This window comes from Roseomonas sp. TF40 (genome assembly GCF_057219975.1).
In genome coordinates this window covers 156,475-172,597 of record NZ_JBXVVR010000005.1, presented here as the reverse complement: position 1 = coordinate 172,597, position 16,123 = coordinate 156,475, and the positions used below count along the sequence as shown (strand labels likewise).

Genomic DNA, 16,123 nt, shown 5'->3' with positions numbered 1-16,123 from the left:
GCAAAGGCGCGGGTCACGTCGCCTCGAAGTGATCGCCCTCCCGCCGCGCCGCGCCTTCGGCGGCGAGCTTGATGAGATGCGCAAGCAGGCTGCGCGCCGCGGCGGGGATCAACTTCGCCTCCAGCGCCGGGCCATAGGCGGCGGGCACGAGTTCGGCCGCCGTGGCGCGGCGCGCGGCGCGCAGCGCCTCCAGCACGCGCTGCTCGCGCTCGCGCCGATGCGCCGCAAGGCCGGCGACGAAGGGCGCGGGGTCGGGCAAGGGCGGGCCGTGGCCGGGCAAGTAGAGGTCGTGCTCGCGCGCAGCGAGGCGCGCCAGCGAGGCCATGTAGGCCGCCATGTCGCCATCCGGCGGGCTGACCACGGTGGTGGACCAGCTCATCACATGGTCGGCGCTGAACAGCGTGCCCGCGCCGGCCTCGTTCTCCAGCGCGAAGCAGAGATGGTTGGCGCAATGGCCGGGCGTGTGGATCGCGGTCGCGCGCCACGCCGCGCCCTCGACCACCGCGCCATCGGGCAGCACCACATCGGGGGTGAAGCCGTGGTCGCCGCCCTCCCCGCCCTGGTCGGGGGGCGTGAGATGCGGGCCGAAGCCGAAGCTCGGCGCGCCGGTCGCCTCCTGCAGCGCGGCCACGCCGGGCGAGTGGTCGCGATGCGTGTGGCTCACCAGGATCTGCTCGATCGTCTCGCCCCGCGTCGCATCGAGGATTGCGCGCAGATGCGCCGCATCCACCGGGCCGGGGTCGAGCACCGCCACGCGGCCGCGCCCGATGAGGTAGGTGTTGGTACCGCGGAAGGTGAAGGGCCCCGGATTGCCGCAGAGCAGGCGGCGCACGCCGGGCGCGACCTCCATCGCCATGCCGACCGGCAGGGTGTCCTCGCGCAGGAAGTTCATGTCCGGCTCCGTCGCAATTCGCGGTGCATGATGTAGAGGCTGGCCGCGACAATGCAGAGCGCGCCGAGGATCGTCCACAGCCCCGGCACGTCGCCGAAGGCGACCCAGCCGAACAGCACCGCCCAGAGCAGCGAGGAATAGGAATAGGGCGCGATGGAGGAGACCTGCGCGCTTGCCCAGGCTTCCGTCAGCAGCACCTGCGCCACGCCGCCGAGCAGGCCGATCAGCACCAGCAGCAGCAGGTCCGGCAGGCTCGGCGTGGTCCAGACGAAGGGCATCATCAGCGCCAGCACGCCGGTCATCAGCAGCGACTGCCACATCACGATGGTGGTGGAGCTCTCGGTGGCGGAGAGGGAGCGCACCAGCAGCGTGGTGCAGGCCGAGAAGATACCATGCAGCACGGCGGCGATCAGCCCCATGCGCGCCGCGGCGTCGTAATCGCCGGTGAAGGCGCCCTGGCCGAGCGCGATGACGAGGATGCCGAGGAACCCCGCCATCACCGCGCCCAGGCGATGCAGCCCCACCTTCTCGCCCAGCAGGGGGATGGAGAGCAGCGTGACGAAGAGCGGCGTGGTGTTGGTGATGGCGGTGTGCTCGGCCAGCGGCAGCACGCCCAGCGCGAAGAAGCTGCAGCCCATCGCCAGGGTGCCGCTGGCGGCGCGCAGCAGATGGCCGGGCAGGCGCTTCGTGCGCAGCACCGTCGCGAAGCCGGCGCCGCGCGTGCGCTGGGCGACGATCGCCAGCACCACGGGCAGCGCGAAGGCAGTGCGGAAGAACATCTGCTCGAGGAAATGCACGCGCCCGGCGAGCGACTTCACCACCGCGCTCATCAGCGCGAAGATGGCGCAGGCGGCGAGCATGAAGAGCACGCCGCGACGAAAATCATGCCTGAGGGGCATTTATGCGTGGCCCTGCGGGCCGCGCGGCGGATTCACGTCTCCGGTGCTCGGCGCCACAGGCGCCTCCGCCCTGCGACGATCCGACGCGCTCTCCCTTTTGCGGACATGCTCCCGGTGGAGATTGTAGAGCCCCGCCGCCATCACGATCAGCGCGCCGAGCAGCGTCGACCAGGACGGCACCTCGAACCAGATCAGGAAGCCCAGCAGCCCCCCCCAGAGCAGCGTGGTGTACTCATAGGGCGCGAGCGCCGAGACCGGCGCGATGGCGAAGGCGCGGGCGAAGAGGAAATGCGCGCAGCCATTGGCCAGGCCGAGGAAGGCCAGCGCGAGCGTGATGTCCCATGCCGGGATCACCGGCCCCATCGGCGGGAAGGCCGGCAAGAGAAGAAAGCCCATCGGCACATGCATCGCCAGCAGCCAGAAGGCGATGGCCTGGGGCGTGTCGGTGGCGGCCAGCACGCGCGTCCAGATGCGCGTCAGTGCCAGCGTGCCCGCGCCCACCAGCAGCATCGCGGCCTCCCACCGCCACAACTCGCCGCCGGGCTGCAGGATCACCATGACGCCCAGGAAGCCGACACAGGTGCTGGTCCAGCGCCGCCAGCCCACCTTCTCGCCCAGCAGGGGAATGGCCAGCAGCGTCATCACCAAGGGTGCGGCCGCATTCACGGCGTAGGAGGCACCGAGCGGGAAGTTGTTGAACCAGGCGACGTAGAAGGCCACCGTCACCACGCAATGCAGCGCCGAGCGGAGCGTCAGCAGCGGGATGCGCACCGGCCGCAGCCCCTGGAACCGCGCGAGCAGCGCGATGCCGAGCATGCCGAAGATCCCGCGCCAGATCATCGCCACCGCCACGCCCACCTCGGGCAGGGCCCATTTCACGGCGGCATCGGCCAGGGAGATCACGGCATAGCCCGTGGCGATCACGGCGATGCCGCGCAGCGTATCCTGCGCCAGCGGCAGGCGGACGGGCAGGCGCAGGCGCGCCGGCTGAGGGGCCGGCGCGCTGGGCTGTCGATCAGCCAAGTGCGGGGGCCATCTCGGCCTCGGCCTGCTGGCAGGTCGCGCCCGCCTCGTCGCGGGTCTCGAGCCTGAAGCCCTTGCCATCGGCCTTGGCGAGCAAGGTGAGCGGCCTTCCGTCGAAACAGGGCCGGCGGCCGCGGAAGGCGAAGCGCGCAAGGCGCATCCCCGGTGCCTGGGCCAGCGCGTGATGCACCAGCAGCGTCGCCTGGAGCGGCCCGTGCACAACGAGGCCCGGATAGCCCTCCACCCCCGTCACATAGGGGTGGTCGTAATGGATGCGGTGCCCGTTGCCGGTCAGCGCCGAGTAGCGGAACAGCATCACCGGGTCGGGCACAAGCGTGGCGCTGGCCGCCTCGGGCCAGGCGGGGGCGGGCTCGGCCGCTTTCACCGCCGCGCCCTCGGCGCCGCGATAGACGATGTCCTGCTCTTCCTCGATGGCGAGGCCAGCGGGGCCTTCCACCAGATGCCGCACGGTGACGAAGACCAGCCGCCCGGTGCCGCCGGATTTCTCCTCGACCTTCAGGATGGTGCTGGTGCGGCGCAGAACCTGCCCCTCCAGCAGCGCGACGGGGTGGAAGACCAGCCGACCACCCGCCCACATGCGGCGCGGCAGGTCATGCACCGGTGGCAGGAAGCCGCCGCGCCTGGGGTGGCCATCGGGGCCGATGCCCTCGGGCATCACCCAGTCCTGGAACAGCATCCAGTGCCAGGTGGGCGGGAGTTCGGCCGGCGTGGCCATGCCCAGCGTCGCGGCAAGGCCGCGCAGCAGCCGCCCATCGAGCCGGTCCTCGCGCGTCTCGCTGCGGCCGACGTAATCCTGGTGCGTCATCAATCCTCGCGAATGTAGAGCCGGTAGGTGTCCATGTGGACCACCCGGGTATAGCGCTGCCAGGTGGCCTCGAAGGCGGGGTGGCGGGAGAAGTACTCGATGAAGTCGAATTCCTCCGCACCGCATCTCGGAATGCCTGGGTTGCGCGCGACCAGCACCGCGCCGGGGGGGGCGCGGGCGAAATCCTCGGCCACGGTGCGGTAGACCAGGAATTCGGGGCGCGACATCTCCCAGGTCTCGCGGTAGCGCGGCGCGCCCTCGGGGCAGTCGGGATAGGCGCCGACCAGCAGCCAGAGATTCATGGTGCGCAGGGTCGAGCGCGCCTGGGCGTAGTTCAGCGCCGGATAGACCGGGTAGATGTCGGGCGAGAGCACCAGCAGCCGCTCCCCGGCCACTTCGCGCTTCAGCACGCGGGTGAGTTCGCCATCGCGCGTCGCGCCATACCAGATCTGCCGCCAGGGGCTTTCGCCGCGCACATGCACGAGGCTGACGGTGAGCGCCGCCCCCAGGGCGAGGACCGGCGCCGCGCGGTGCGCGCGCGCCCCCGGCAGGGCGCGATCCAGCCAGCGCGCGGCGAGCAGCCCGCCGAGCAGCGCCGTCGCCATCGCCACCGGCACGACATGATAGGACCAGCCCTTGTGCTGCACCCAGGCGGCGAGGAAGGCGCCCGCGCCGACGCAGCCCAGCGCGCGCGCCACCTCGCCGGCCTCCCGCCAGGCCAGCAGGCTCAGCCCCACCAGCAGGGCCAGCAGCGCCGGGCCGAGCATCGGGCCGAACAGCACGTCGATCAGCCCGAAGCCGTGGCTGCCCAGGTAGAACTGCATCACCAGCGGCACGACATGGCCGAGATAATCGGGGAAGAGCAGCGGCAGGGACGCCAGGTAGAGCAGCCAGACCAGGGCCATCAGCCAGGGCAGCGGGTCGCGCAGCGCCGCGCGCGGGCCGCGCCGCCACAGCACCAGCGCCTCCACCAGCAGGGGCACGGCCAGGAAATGCGGCTTCAACGCGAAACCCAGCGCGGCGGCGAAAGTGACACCGAGCGCAAGCCGCCCCGGCGTGGGCAGCCCCTGCATCCGCCGCGCCGCGAGGAAGGCATAGGGCAGGGCGAAGAGCCCCATCAGGTGTTCCCGCTGCCCGACATCATAGGCGGCCAGCACCGCCACCAGCGGCACCAGCGCATCCAGCACCGCGGCCTCGACCGGGCCCTCGGCCGCGCGGTCGCGCAGCGCCAGCGTCATGCGCCAGGCGAGGAGGCAGCAGCCCATCACGCAGAGCAGCTGCGCCTGCACCGCATCCAGCGGCGTCCATTTCGCGATCGCGGCCGGGATGGCGGTGAGGACGAAGATCAGCGGCGGGTTGACGTCGAGCAGGTCGCGGTAGAGCCGCTCACCCGCCAGCCAGCGTTCGGCGAAGTTCAGGATGGCGGCGACATCGTGGTTGAGCGGGGGCGAGAGCGCCATCAACGCGAAAGCCAGCGCCGGCAGCAGCGCCGCCACGCGCAGCAGCCTCGCCCGCGCCAGGGGCACGGGGGCGGGACGCGACAGGGGCAGGGCCTCCGCCTTCAGGGCGGCGGGCTGGTCGGAGGGGGTCATCAGGCGCTCACGGGGGCGCAGTCTCGGCCCGGCAGGGCGCGCACGCAACCATGCGCGTGCACGCCTGAAAACCGCTTCTCGCCCCCGATTGTGGCGCCGCCGCGGCGGTGCTGCCGCACCCCCGCCGCGCCAACGCCTTGCCGCCGCCGCGCGGGGCGGTCACAAAGCGCCCGTGGAACCCGCCGAATACGCCCTGATGGACGCCGCCGAGGATGGCATGTGGTGGTATCGCGCCGCCCATGCGCGCGTGCTCGATGCCCTGCGCCGCCGCCCCGGACCGCCCGGGCCGGTGCTCGATGCCGGCTGCGGCACGGGCGGCTTCCTCAAGCGCCTGGCCGAGCAGCTGCCCGGCCGGCCCGCCATGGGCCTCGAATACGACGCCGAGGCGACGCGCCGCGCGGCGCAGAAATCCGGCTTCCCGGTGGTGGTGGGCGACGCCAACGCCCTGCCCTTCGCCGATGCCAGCTTCGCCGCCGCGGTGAGCATCGATGTCATCTGCCATGCCGGGCTCGACGAGGCGAAGGGCCTGGCCGAGCTGCACCGCGTGCTGGCGCCAGGCGGGACGCTGGTGGCGAACCTGCCGGCCTATGAGTGGATGCGCAGCGCCCATGATGCGCGGGTGCACACCGCCCGGCGCTACACCGCGGGCGGCGCGCGGCGGCTCTTCGCCGCTGCCGGCTTCACCGACATTTCGGCGCGCTACTGGAACGGCTTCCTCTTCCCGCTGATGGTCCTGCAACGCAAGGTGCTGGCCCGGCGCGCGGATGCACCCAGCGACGTCACCCAATTCCCCCCCTGGCTCGACCGGACGCTGCACGCCGTGTCGGAGGCCGAGCGGCAGGTCGGCAGGCTTGGCCTGCCCCTGTCGGTCGGCGGCTCCGTCCTGGTGGTCGCGACGCGGCCGGCATGAAGGAGTATCCCGCGTGACTGACAGCCCCGGCCGCGGCATCGGCCTGTCCATCGTGGTGCCGGTCTATCGGGGAGCCACCACGGTCGGCGCCCTGGTCGAAGCCCTCTCCGCCCTGCGCCCGGAAGGGGGCATCGAGATCGTGCTGGTGAATGACGGCAGCCCGGACAATTCCGGCGATGTCTGCCGCGAGCTTGCCGCCCGCGCCACCGTGCCGCTGACCTATATCGAGCATGCGCGCAATTTCGGCGAGCACAACGCGGTGATGTCGGGGCTGCGCCATGCGCGCGGGCGCTACGTCATCACCATGGATGACGATCTGCAGAACCCGCCGGAGGAGGTCATCCGCCTCTACGACCATGCGCGGCTCGGTGGCTGGGACGTGGTCTATACGCGCTACGCCAAGAAGGAGCATGAGGGCTGGCGCAACCTCGGCAGCCGCTTCGCCAATGGCGTGGCGGATCTGCTGCTGGACAAGCCCAAGGGGCTCTACCTTTCCTCCTTCCGCTGCATGAGCGCCTTCGCCGTCGCGCAGGTCACGCGCTACAGCGGCCCCTACCCTTACGTCGATGGCCTGCTGATGCAGGTGACGCAGCGGCTCGACAGCATCGAGGTGAAGCACCTGCCGCGCGCCGAGGGGCGGTCCAACTACACGCTCAAGCGGCTGGTGCTGCTGTGGCTGAACCTGGCGACGAATTTCTCGGTCCTGCCGCTGCGCCTCGCGATCCTGGCCGGCGCGGCGCTGGGCGTGCTGGGCGTGCTGGCGGCGGGCGTCGTGGTGTTCGAGGGGCTGTCGGGCGAGACGCCCTCGGGCTGGGCCTCGATGATGACGGTGGTGCTGCTGGTCTCGGGCGTGCAGTTCCTGATCCTGGGCGTGCTGGGCGAATATGTCGGCCGCGCCTTCCTCTCGGCGAACGGCAAGCCGCAGGGCGTGGTGCGGCAGGTCATCGCCGCGCCCGGCAGCGGCGAGGATTCGCCCAAGATGCGGGCCGTGTCGTGATCCTCTACTGGCTGGTCCTGGCGGCGGCGATCACGACCTCGCTGATCGGGCAGATCCTGCTGAAATCGGGGGCGTCCGATTCCGTCGCCGCCTCGGCCGGCTTCATCGACCAGCTCTTCCGCTGGCCGACCATCATCGGGCTGGGCTGCTATGGCGGCGCCGCGCTGCTCTACATCATCGCGCTCCGCAAGATCCCGATGAGCGTCGCCCTGCCCTGCACGGCGGCGAGCTATGTGGTGATCGCGCTGATCGGCTGGGGCATGTTCGGCGAGAGCCTGGGCCCGGCGAAGATCGCGGCGATCGCGCTGATCTCGGCCGGGGTGGTGCTGCTGGCGACGACTGCGTGAAGACCCGCGCCGCGGGCCGGCTGCTCGGCGCCCTCGGCATCACGCAGGTTCTCGGCTGGGGCAGCACCTATTTCCTGCCCGGCGTGCTCGGCCAGCCGATCGAGGCCGCGCTCGGCCTGCCGCCCGGGGCGGCCTTCAGCGGCATCGCGCTGCAGCTGGGCGTGGCCGGGCTGCTGGCCCCCGCGGTGGGGCGGCTGATCGACCGGCATGGCGCGCGGCTGGCCATGGCGCTCGGCTCGGTGCTGCTGGCCGCGGGGCTGGGGCTGCTGGCGCTGGCGCAGGGCCCGCTCGGCGCCGTGCTGGCCTGCCTGGTGCTGGGCGCGGGCGGCGCGCTGGCGCTGACCGAGGCCGCCAACGCCGCCCTGGCGACGCTGGGGCGGGAGGGCGCGCGCCGGCGGCTGGGCATGCTGGCGGTGATGTCGGGCCTCGCCTCCCTGGTCGCCTGGCCGGCCTTCGCGATGCTCGAGGCGCAGCTGGGCTGGCGGGGCGCGGTGGGCGCGGCGGCGGCGGTGCAGCTGCTGGTCGCGCTGCCGCTGCATCTCGCCGTGCTGCCGGGTGGCCCGCGCGGCCCGCGCCCGGCGCGACAGCCCCGCGCGCCCCTGCCGCCACGGCTGCGCTGGCTTTCCGCCGCGCTGACGCTGCAGACGCTGGTGGGCAGCGCGGTGCTGGCGAACATGCTTGGCCTCGTCGCCGCGCTCGGCCTCTCGGGCGAGGCCACGATCTTCTGGGCCGCGCTGATCGGCCCGGCGCAGGTCGCGGCGCGGCTGCTGGACCTGATGGGCGGGGCGCGGATGAGCGCGGTGCGGCTCGCCTCCTGGGCCATGGCCGCGATGCCCATGGCGCTGCTGCTGCCGCTCGCCGCGCCGGGCGCGGTGCCGCTGTTCGTGATTGCCTATGGGCTGGCCTCCGGCCTCATGTCGGTGCTGCGCCCGGCCTGCCTGATCGAGATGCATGGCACGGAGGGCTACGCCACCGTCGCGGGGCGGGTGATGGCGCCGGTGACCGGGGCGATGGCGCTCGGCCCCGCGCTTTTCGCGCCGCTGCTGCTCAATGCCGGGGCGGGCCCGGCGCTGAGCCTGGCCGCGGCGCTGCTGCTGGCGGGACTTCTCATGCTGCGCAAGGCGGCGCGATCTGCTTAGCTGCCGCCCATGCGCCCGACCCTGCTGCTACCCCTGCTCCTGCCCCTGCTGCTCGCCGCCTGCGCGGCCCCCAGCCCCCCGGCCGCCTGCCCGCCCGGCACCGGGCCGGCGACGATCGCCGAGGCCTTCTTCGGTCGCAACGCGGCGGGGCGCGAGGTGGTGGACGACGCCGCCTGGGCGCGCTTCCTGGAGGAAAGCGTCACCCCCGCCTTCCCCGATGGCCTGACCGTGCTCGACGCCGCCGGCCAATGGCGCAACCGCGAGGGGCGGATCGGGCGCGAGCGCAGCAAGCTGCTGCTGGTCGCCCTGCCCGGCGGCACGGCCGAACAGGCCACCGCGCGCCTCGCCCCCGTGATCGCCGCCTATCGCGCCCGCTTCGGGCAGGAGAGCGTGATGATCGCCACGCGCAGCGGCTGCGTCGGCTTCTGAACGGGGCGCCTCACGCGACCCGGGCGAAGGCCTCCAGCGCCGCGACATCGCCCTTCACCAGCAGCGGGATGGCGCGCGCGATCCGCGCCGCCGGCCAATCCCACCAGGCAAGCGCGATCAGCCGCGCGGCCTCTTCCTCCGTGTAGCGCCGACGCACCACGCGCGCCGGATTGCCGGCCACCACGGCATAGGGCGGCACGTCGCGCGACACGACGGCGCGCGTGCCGATCACCGCGCCATCGCCGATGGTGACGCCGGGCAGGATCAGCGCCTCCGCCCCGATCCAGACATCATTGCCCACCACCGTGTCGCGCGCCGGGCGCCAGGGGTAGTCCTGCATCGGCAGGGCATGGGCGAAGGCGCCGCCGAAGACGCCGAAGGGATAGGTGCTCGGCCCCGCCATCGCATGATTCGCATCGGGCATCATGAAGCGCATCGCCGTGGCGAAGGCGCAGAACTTGCCGATCCGCAGCCGCGTGCCCGAACCACGAAAGTCATAGACGATGTTGCGGCGGAAGAAGTCCCGCGCATGCAGCGGGTCGTCGTAATAGGTGAAGTCGCCGATCTCGACATGGTCGAAGCCGGTGATCGACTCGCGCAGCGGCTTGAGGAAGACCACGCGCGGCAGGTTCGCCACCGGCTGGATCGCGTTCGGATCGGGCAGTTTCTCGGAGTCACCTCGGATCATGGCAATCCCTGCGGGTCAGAGCCGGCGGCCGGCACGGCCGGCCGAGGCGCCGAATGGCGCCCGCCGCAAGTGCGGCGCAGCCAAGCGCGCGGCGGCGCGCGCCGGCGACTGAGGGCGGATCGGTCACGATCCGCGGGATCACGCTTCATGCGGCGAAGGCCTGCGTGCGCACGAGCCGCGCATAGAGCCCATCCTGCGTCATCAGCTCGGCATGGGTGCCCTGTTCCACGGCGCGCCCGGCCTCCATGACCACGATCAGGTCGGCGTCGCGCACGGTCGAGAGCCGGTGCGCGATGACCAGCGTGGTGCGCCCCGCGCGCAGCCGGGCGAGGGCCTGCTGCACCAGCGCCTCATTCTCCGCATCCAGCGCGCTGGTGGCTTCATCCAGCAGCAGCACGCGCGGGTTGCGCAGCAGCGCGCGCGCGAGGCTCACGCGCTGGCGCTGCCCGCCCGACAGGCGCGAGCCGGCATTGCCGAGCGGCGTGTCATAGCCCTGGGGCAGTGTCTCGAGGAAATCATGCGCGGCGGCGGCGCGCGCCGCCGCCTGCACCTCGGCGAGCGTCGCACCCGGCTTGCCGCAGGCGATGTTGGCGAAGGCCGTGTCGTCGAACAGCACGGCATCCTGCCCGACATAGGCGATGGCGTCGCGCAGCGAAGCGAGCGTGACGTCGCGCAGATCCGCGCCATCGAGGGTGATGCGCCCCTCCGTCACGTCATAGAGCCGCGGCACCAGCGCGAGGGCAGTGGATTTGCCCGCCCCCGAGGGCCCGACCAGCGCCACGGTGCGCCCCGGCGCGGCGGCGAAGCTCAGCCCCGCCAGCGCGGCGTCGGAGATGCCGTCATAGCGGAAGCCCACGCCCTCGAAGGCGATGCTGCCCTGGCCTTGCGGCAGCGCCACCGCGCCCTCGCGGTCGAGGATGCGGCGCGGCTCATCCACCGCGATGAAGGTGCGTGAGAGGCCCGCGAGACCCTCCTGCAGCGCCGCGTTCAGCGAACCGAGCGAGCGCACGGGCCGCGAGGCGATGAGCAGCGCGGCGACGAAGCCGGTGAAGTCGCCGATCGTGCCCATGCCATTGGCCACGCGCCAGCCGACGAAGCCCAGCACGGCCGCCACGGCGAGCCCGCCCAGCGCCTCCAGCACCGGGTCCAGCCGCGCGCGGGTGCGCGCGATGGCGAGCAGGCTGTCGCGCAGCCGGGCGAAGGCGCCGTCCGCGCGCGCTTCCTCCTGCGCCTCCAGCCGATAGGCGCGCACCACCCGCGCCGCGCCCAGGCTTTCCACCAGCAGGGCCGAGGTCTCGCCCACCCGGTCCTGCATGCCCGAGGAGGCGCGGCGGATGCGCTTGCCGATGGCCAGGATCGGCCAGGCGGCGATCGGGTAGAGCAGCGCGCCGAGCAGCGCCATCTGCCAGTCCATCCAGAGCATCGAGCCGACCAGCCCGATGACGGTCAGCGTATCCGCCACGCCGGAGATGCTCTTGCCCAGCGCCTCGCGGATCATGCCCGCATCGGTGGTGAAGCGCGCCGCCTGCCGCGCCGGCGCCTCGCGCGCCGCCACGGCGAGATCCGCGCGGGTCAGCGCGCGGAACAGCCGGCGCTGGAGGCCCTCGATGGTGCGATAGACCACGTTCTGCGTCGCCACCGCCTGGCCATAGGTGGCGATGGCCTTGGTGCAGGTGACCGCGATGATGATCGGCGGCAGCAGCCAGGCGACGCGCGGATCGCCCTCCGCGAAGCGGTTGAAGGCCTGCTGGATGATGATGGGATACAGCGCCGTGCTGCCCGCGACGCCGAGCGTGCAGATCGCGGCCAGGATGAGCCAGCGCGGATGCTGGCGCAGATGCTCCATCCAGAGACGGCGCACCAGGGGGAGCGAGGCGGTGTTGAGCGCGGGGCGAGCCATGGGAGTGCTGTAGACTGCCCGGCAGGGGCTTGCCAGGGGCTTCGTCCTGGGGTAGTTCTATATTTGTTCCGGTGACCCGTGGCCGTCAGGAGGCCGCGGGATCGCCCGGGGCGGTGGTCCCGTCCGCCGCCCCGGGGCTTTTCCGCAGCCGGCGCGCCAACTCCGACAGGCAGTCCTCCCGCGTCGCGGTGCAATCGCCGGCCAGCCACCACGCCTCCAGCGCGCGCAGCAGGACGCCCAGCGCCGGGCCGGGTGGGGCGCCGAGCGCCAGCGCATCCCGCCCCAGCAGGGGGAAGACCGGCGCATCGCGCAGCGCGGCCAGGCGCAGCGCGGACCGGTCCTGCCCGTCGCGCGCCTCGGCCAGCCACAGCGCCCGATCCGCCGGGCCGAGCTTGCGCGTCGCCGCCTGGAAGCGGGTCAGCCCGGCCTCGTCCGGCGCCGGGTGTTCCTGCAGGAAGCGCAGCCTTGCGGCCTCCTCCCCCGACAGTTTCAGGCGCTGCGCCAGCCGCAGATGCGCCTCACCCCGCGCAGGCAGCAGCGCCGCGATGCGCAGCAAGGGGTCGGCCGGCGCGCGGCGGGAGACGAGCCGGCCGAGCGCGATGAAGTTCTCGGCCTCCGGCAAGGCGGCGCGCAGCAGCCCGGCCTCGCGCATCAGCGCCAGGGCGCCGACCGGGTCGGGCGCTTCCAGCAGGCGCTTCAGCTCCATCCAGATGCGCTCCACCGCGATCCGGGCGCGAAAGCCCGGCACCGCCGCGCGGATGGCGGCCAGCGCGGCCGGGTCGGGGTCGCCCTGGCCGTAGCGCGCCCAGAAGCGGAAGAAGCGCAGCGCGCGCAGGTAATCCTCGCGCAGCCGCGTCGCCGCATCGCCGACGAAGCGCAACCGCCCGGCGACGAGGTCCTCGCGGCCGCCGAAATAATCCCACAGCGCGCCCTCGGCGGTGCAGGACATGGCGTTGATGGTGAAGTCGCGCCGCGCGGCGTCCGCGCGCCAATCGGTGGTCCATTCGACCTCGGCATGGCGGCCATCGGTGGTGAGGTCGCGGCGCAGCGCGGTGACCTCCACCGGCTGGTGGTCAAGCACGGCGGTGAGCGTGCCATGGGCGAGGCCGGTCTCGAAGACGCGCAGCCCGGCCTCGGTCAGCAGCCGGGCGATCTCCTCGGGCGGGAAGGGGGCGGCGATGTCCACGTCGTGCACGGGCCGGCCCGCCAGGGCGTCGCGCACGCAGCCCCCCACGGCGCGCGCGCCCGGCAGGGCCTCCAGCACCGCCTCGGGCGTGCCGGCCTGCAGGAAGGCGGGCGGCGACATCCGGGCTGTGGGCGCGTCGGTCACCGCGTGCGCACCTGGCCATCCGGGCCGAGCACGGCCGGGGCATAGGCGGTGCCGGGCGGCGCGCTGCGCGACAGGCCGAACCACACCGCCGCGCCGAGCATCAGCCCGACGCCGAGCAGCAACGCGACGACAACGCCCGAGGAGGGCTCGCCCCCCGCCGGGCCGACCCGGCGCCAGAGCAGGTAGAGCCCGAAGGGCAGCAGCACGAGGAGAACAGCGACGACAGCGGCCATGCCGCCCATATAGCCCGGCGCGCGGCGCTTACCACCGGCTCGCGGCGCGGTTCAGCCGAAGGCGCCGACCTCATGCACGATCGCCGCCGAGCATTCGCGCAGCAGGTCGAACATCTCCGCCATGGGCCTGAACAGCGTGGCGTGTTCCCGCGCATAGGATGTCCCCTCGCGGGAGGGCGCGGCCTCGAAGAAGTCGAGCCCCGTGGCCGGGTCCGGCCGGGCCGGGAAGATCTCCGCCAGCAGGCTCAGTGCGCGGCCGACATCGAGCTGCAGGATGCCGCGCACCAGCGATTCGCGCGTCGCGTCATGGCGCGGGCTGAATTCGGGCAGGGCGACGGCCAGCAGCCAGATGCGGTGGATCAGCGCAAGCCGCAGCGCGTGCAGCAGCACCAGCCGATCCGGCATGCGCGGCAGGTCGGGCCAGGCGCCGCGGAGTGCCAGGTGGTCCGCCTGCAGGCGCCGGAACATCCGCCGCACCGCGGCCGAGAGGTCGAGCTTCTCGAGCGCGGCGGCGACATCCATCAGCTCCTCCCGCCGCCCGGGCCGGCGCGTGGCCCCCGCACGGTCGAGCCAGGGGCCGGGGTCGAGCGTATCCACCGCCGCCCGCAGCACGCCGATGTCCGAACACGCCGCCGCCCGCGCCGCCATGGCGAGCGCGCGGGCGAAGCGCGGGCTGCGCGCGCGCAGATCGGCGAAGGCATCCGGGTTCGCCGCCGCCGCCGCGCCCAGCCCGTGCAGCGTGTTCGCCAGCCAGCCCAGCTGGTGCAGGATCGCGTTGTTGGGGATGGCGCGCAGCTGCGAGGGGTGGGTGATGCGCACCGGCCCCCCGCTGCCATCCGATTGCCGCGCCGCGGGGCGCGAGCCGGTGCGGTCCAGCAGCCCGGGGCCGAAGGCGCCGAGCAGCGCGGCATAGCCGGGATCCTCGACCAGCGCCTGCATCTCGCGCCGCATGGTGGCGAAGAAATCCGTGCCCCAATCGCTCTCGGCATAGATCGGGTCGGGGGCGGCGGCGGGGTCCGCGAAGGCGTGCTCGGCGATGCGCGCGATGGTCGCCTCGGCGAGCCGGGGCGTGCCGTAGAGCAGATAGCCATCGCCGCCCTGGAAGGACGTCTCCTCCCGCAGCCGCAGCCCCGCGCGCTGCAGCGCCGCGCGCGCCTGGGGCGGGGAGAGGTATTCAAGGCGATCCGACAGGCTGTCGGGATGCCCGCCGCGGCCGATGCTCTCGCCATGCGTGTCGAACAGCACGAGCTCGATGTCGGTCAGCCCGTGCCGGCGCAGCTGCTCCGCCATGCGCAGCTTGAGCCGCTCGGCGAGGTAGGTGGCCGGCATCTGGCCGACATAGCGGCCGGAATCGGAATAGCCGAATTGCAGGCACATCCGGCCATGCAGGCGCAGATAGTCCCGGTAATGCGGGCTGCGCAGCGCCTCTTCCATCACCCGGTCGCCGCGTTCCAGCGCCTCGGCCGTCTCGAAGAGGGGCGAGATCTCGACATGCTTCTCGATGCCCAGGCGCCTTGCCAGCCACAGCGCGCCGAGCAGCGTGTAGCCGCTCTCGGTCTCGGCGATCAGGAAGCGCACGGGGGCGGAGGCATCCACATGCTTGGCGATCTGCGCCACCGTCATCATCAGCCGCGCGGCACTCGCCTGCTCGGCCAGCAGCGCGCCGAAATCCACCGGCTGGGCCGTGACCTCGCCGAGCGCGGCGTTGATCTGGCTGAGCAGGCCGCGCCGGCTCGCCATGTCGTCGGGCGCCGCCATCAGGCCCAGGCGCTGGCGCAGCGCGTTGTGGATCTGGGAGGCGTTGAGCCGCACATGCGTATGCGCGAGGGCGAGCCCATGCGCGGCGAGCCCGGCCCGCGCCACGGCGAGTGCGAGGCGCGTCGCCTCATCCGGCGCGGCGGCCAGCGCCGCGGGGAACATCTCGAGCAGCGGCGCGGGGTCGTGCAGCGCGGCCTCCCCCAGCTCGACCAGGGCGCGGGCGAAACGCTGCACCTGGGCGGGTTCCGGCGCGCGCGGCAGTTCGGCGAGCTGCGCCGCGACCGCCGCTTCGGCCTGGGCGACGCGCGCGGCCAGCGCCGCGGCGGCTTCGCCCAGCGGCGCCAGCTGCGCGGCGAGGCGCTGCAATTGCAGGCGCTTCATCGTCAGGCGCAGGCCGATCGTGTCCCACCAGCCGATATCGGTGCGCCCATCCGTGTCGTAGCCGACCCAGGAGGCGAGGATCAGCGGCCGCGGCAGCAGCGCCTGCCAGCGATCGCCCCAGATGCCCTGCGCGGCGGTCAGCAGCGCGGCGTTCAGCGCGTCCAGCGCGTCCCGCCCCCGCGCGATGGCGAGGTTGGCCTGGCGGAATTCCTCGGCCAGGGAGGGCGCCTCCGGGCGATGCTTCAGACCGGCCGGCAGGGCCTCGCCACAGGCGGCGGCGGCCAGGGCGGCGCCGGTCTCGGGCGGCAGCGAGAAGGTGGGATGCGCGGTGAAGACGGCCGCGAAGCGCGTGCGCTCCACCGCCTCGCGATAGGCGGCGAAGGGGACGGGGCTGTCCTCCGGATCCGGGCGCGCCAGCCGCGCGGCGAGTGCGGCCATCGCCTCGGGCGCGGTGCCGAGCCCGACATAGGCGGCGAGCCGCGCGGCACGCTCGCCAGCGGCGGCATCGGCGATGCGCGCGATCAGCCCGGCGAGGCCCGGCGCATCCAGCCGTCCCTCATCGATGCGACGGCTGATCGACAGCGCGATCAGCAGCACGGGATCGCCGAAGGGATCATGCGCCGCGGCCTCGCGCGCCTCGCGCAGCCGGGCGAGCAGATCCTGCAGGATGTCGGCGGCGGGGTCCGCCATGGCGTGGTCGGGCATGGTGGGCCCATGCTGCACCTGCGAAGCCGCGCGGGGCCAGCGAAGTTTCGCGCCGCGGGGGCGAATCATCCGGC

General features: G+C 73.2%; 15 protein-coding genes. 5 read left to right on the top strand and 10 right to left on the bottom strand.

Annotated features, from left to right (window positions below; translation table 11 throughout):
* Positions 1-13: 13 nt before the first annotated feature.
* From AC2D9U_RS15845 to AC2D9U_RS15825, 5 genes are read right to left on the bottom strand one after another with little or no spacing between them, the layout of a single operon-like run.
* Positions 14-892, bottom strand: a complete 879-nt coding sequence (locus tag AC2D9U_RS15845) for an MBL fold metallo-hydrolase (RefSeq protein WP_484750699.1) — start codon at positions 890-892, stop codon at positions 14-16.
* Complete coding sequence (locus tag AC2D9U_RS15840) at positions 889-1,791, bottom strand: DMT family transporter (protein ID WP_484750696.1); 903 nt, start codon at positions 1,789-1,791, stop codon at positions 889-891. The genes AC2D9U_RS15845 and AC2D9U_RS15840 overlap by 4 nt, the downstream gene beginning before the upstream one ends.
* A complete protein-coding gene (locus AC2D9U_RS15835) occupies positions 1,792-2,814 on the bottom strand; it encodes a DMT family transporter (RefSeq protein ID WP_484750694.1) in 1,023 nt (340 codons plus the stop codon).
* Positions 2,807-3,640: an HTD2 family dehydratase gene (locus tag AC2D9U_RS15830; RefSeq protein ID WP_484750692.1), complete on the bottom strand. Its 834-nt coding sequence runs from the start codon at positions 3,638-3,640 to the stop codon at positions 2,807-2,809. The genes AC2D9U_RS15835 and AC2D9U_RS15830 overlap by 8 nt, the downstream gene beginning before the upstream one ends.
* Positions 3,640-5,232 (bottom strand): hypothetical protein, encoded by a 1,593-nt coding sequence (locus AC2D9U_RS15825; protein WP_484750689.1) that lies wholly within the window; start codon positions 5,230-5,232, stop codon positions 3,640-3,642. Before AC2D9U_RS15825 ends, AC2D9U_RS15830 begins: the two co-directional genes overlap by 1 nt.
* A 172-nt stretch (positions 5,233-5,404) precedes the next feature.
* Between AC2D9U_RS15825 and AC2D9U_RS15820 the strand changes: the two genes are divergently transcribed.
* Genes AC2D9U_RS15820 through AC2D9U_RS15800 form a run of 5 tightly spaced genes read left to right on the top strand, consistent with a single transcriptional unit; the run spans position 5,405 to position 9,054 of the window.
* Complete coding sequence (locus AC2D9U_RS15820; RefSeq protein ID WP_484750686.1) at positions 5,405-6,142, top strand: class I SAM-dependent methyltransferase; 738 nt, start codon at positions 5,405-5,407, stop codon at positions 6,140-6,142.
* 13 nt (positions 6,143-6,155) lie between these two features.
* A complete protein-coding gene (locus AC2D9U_RS15815) occupies positions 6,156-7,139 on the top strand; it encodes a glycosyltransferase family 2 protein (protein WP_484750684.1) in 984 nt (327 codons plus the stop codon).
* A complete protein-coding gene (locus tag AC2D9U_RS15810) occupies positions 7,136-7,486 on the top strand; it encodes a DMT family transporter (protein WP_484750682.1) in 351 nt (116 codons plus the stop codon). Before AC2D9U_RS15815 ends, AC2D9U_RS15810 begins: the two co-directional genes overlap by 4 nt.
* A complete protein-coding gene (locus tag AC2D9U_RS15805; protein WP_484750678.1) occupies positions 7,483-8,625 on the top strand; it encodes an MFS transporter in 1,143 nt (380 codons plus the stop codon). Before AC2D9U_RS15810 ends, AC2D9U_RS15805 begins: the two co-directional genes overlap by 4 nt.
* Before the next feature lie 9 nt (positions 8,626-8,634).
* Entirely contained in the window at positions 8,635-9,054 is a 420-nt protein-coding gene (locus AC2D9U_RS15800; RefSeq protein ID WP_484750676.1) for a DUF3574 domain-containing protein, read from the top strand.
* Between the two features lie 10 nt (positions 9,055-9,064).
* Here the strand turns inward: AC2D9U_RS15800 and AC2D9U_RS15795 are convergent, their stop codons facing one another.
* The 5 genes from AC2D9U_RS15795 to AC2D9U_RS15775 all read right to left on the bottom strand — a co-directional run bounded on the left by AC2D9U_RS15795 (position 9,065) and on the right by AC2D9U_RS15775 (position 16,049).
* Positions 9,065-9,742, bottom strand: a complete 678-nt coding sequence (locus AC2D9U_RS15795) for a CatB-related O-acetyltransferase (protein ID WP_484750674.1) — start codon at positions 9,740-9,742, stop codon at positions 9,065-9,067.
* 145 nt (positions 9,743-9,887) lie between these two features.
* A complete protein-coding gene (locus AC2D9U_RS15790; protein ID WP_484750672.1) occupies positions 9,888-11,642 on the bottom strand; it encodes an ABC transporter ATP-binding protein in 1,755 nt (584 codons plus the stop codon).
* Between the two features lie 85 nt (positions 11,643-11,727).
* The gene (locus AC2D9U_RS15785; protein WP_484750669.1) at positions 11,728-12,972 is read right to left on the bottom strand and encodes a CCA tRNA nucleotidyltransferase; all 1,245 of its coding nucleotides are present in this window, start codon (positions 12,970-12,972) and stop codon (positions 11,728-11,730) included.
* Positions 12,969-13,205 carry a hypothetical protein gene (locus tag AC2D9U_RS15780; RefSeq protein ID WP_484750667.1) on the bottom strand — a complete coding sequence of 79 codons (237 nt, stop codon included), beginning with the start codon at positions 13,203-13,205 and terminating at the stop codon, positions 12,969-12,971. The genes AC2D9U_RS15785 and AC2D9U_RS15780 overlap by 4 nt, the downstream gene beginning before the upstream one ends.
* Positions 13,206-13,256: 51 nt before the next feature.
* On the bottom strand, positions 13,257-16,049 hold the full coding sequence (locus AC2D9U_RS15775) for a phosphoenolpyruvate carboxylase (protein ID WP_484750665.1): 2,793 nt from the start codon (positions 16,047-16,049) through the stop codon (positions 13,257-13,259).
* Between the last annotated feature and the right edge of the window lie 74 nt (positions 16,050-16,123).

Bases quoted from the DNA above. Each gene is read 5' to 3' on its own strand.
- AC2D9U_RS15795 (WP_484750674.1), bottom strand. From the start codon at position 9,742: ATGATCCGAGGTGACTCCGAGAAACTGCCCGATCCGAACGCGATCCAG.
- AC2D9U_RS15775 (WP_484750665.1), bottom strand. From the start codon at position 16,049: ATGCCCGACCACGCCATGGCGGACCCCGCCGCCGACATCCTGCAGGAT.
- AC2D9U_RS15830 (WP_484750692.1), bottom strand. From the start codon at position 3,640: ATGACGCACCAGGATTACGTCGGCCGCAGCGAGACGCGCGAGGACCGG.
- AC2D9U_RS15780 (WP_484750667.1), bottom strand. From the start codon at position 13,205: ATGGCCGCTGTCGTCGCTGTTCTCCTCGTGCTGCTGCCCTTCGGGCTC.
- AC2D9U_RS15840 (WP_484750696.1), bottom strand. From the start codon at position 1,791: ATGCCCCTCAGGCATGATTTTCGTCGCGGCGTGCTCTTCATGCTCGCC.
- AC2D9U_RS15790 (WP_484750672.1), bottom strand. From the start codon at position 11,642: ATGGCTCGCCCCGCGCTCAACACCGCCTCGCTCCCCCTGGTGCGCCGT.
- AC2D9U_RS15845 (WP_484750699.1), bottom strand. From the start codon at position 892: ATGAACTTCCTGCGCGAGGACACCCTGCCGGTCGGCATGGCGATGGAG.
- AC2D9U_RS15825 (WP_484750689.1), bottom strand. From the start codon at position 5,232: ATGACCCCCTCCGACCAGCCCGCCGCCCTGAAGGCGGAGGCCCTGCCC.
- AC2D9U_RS15800 (WP_484750676.1), top strand. From the start codon at position 8,635: ATGCGCCCGACCCTGCTGCTACCCCTGCTCCTGCCCCTGCTGCTCGCC.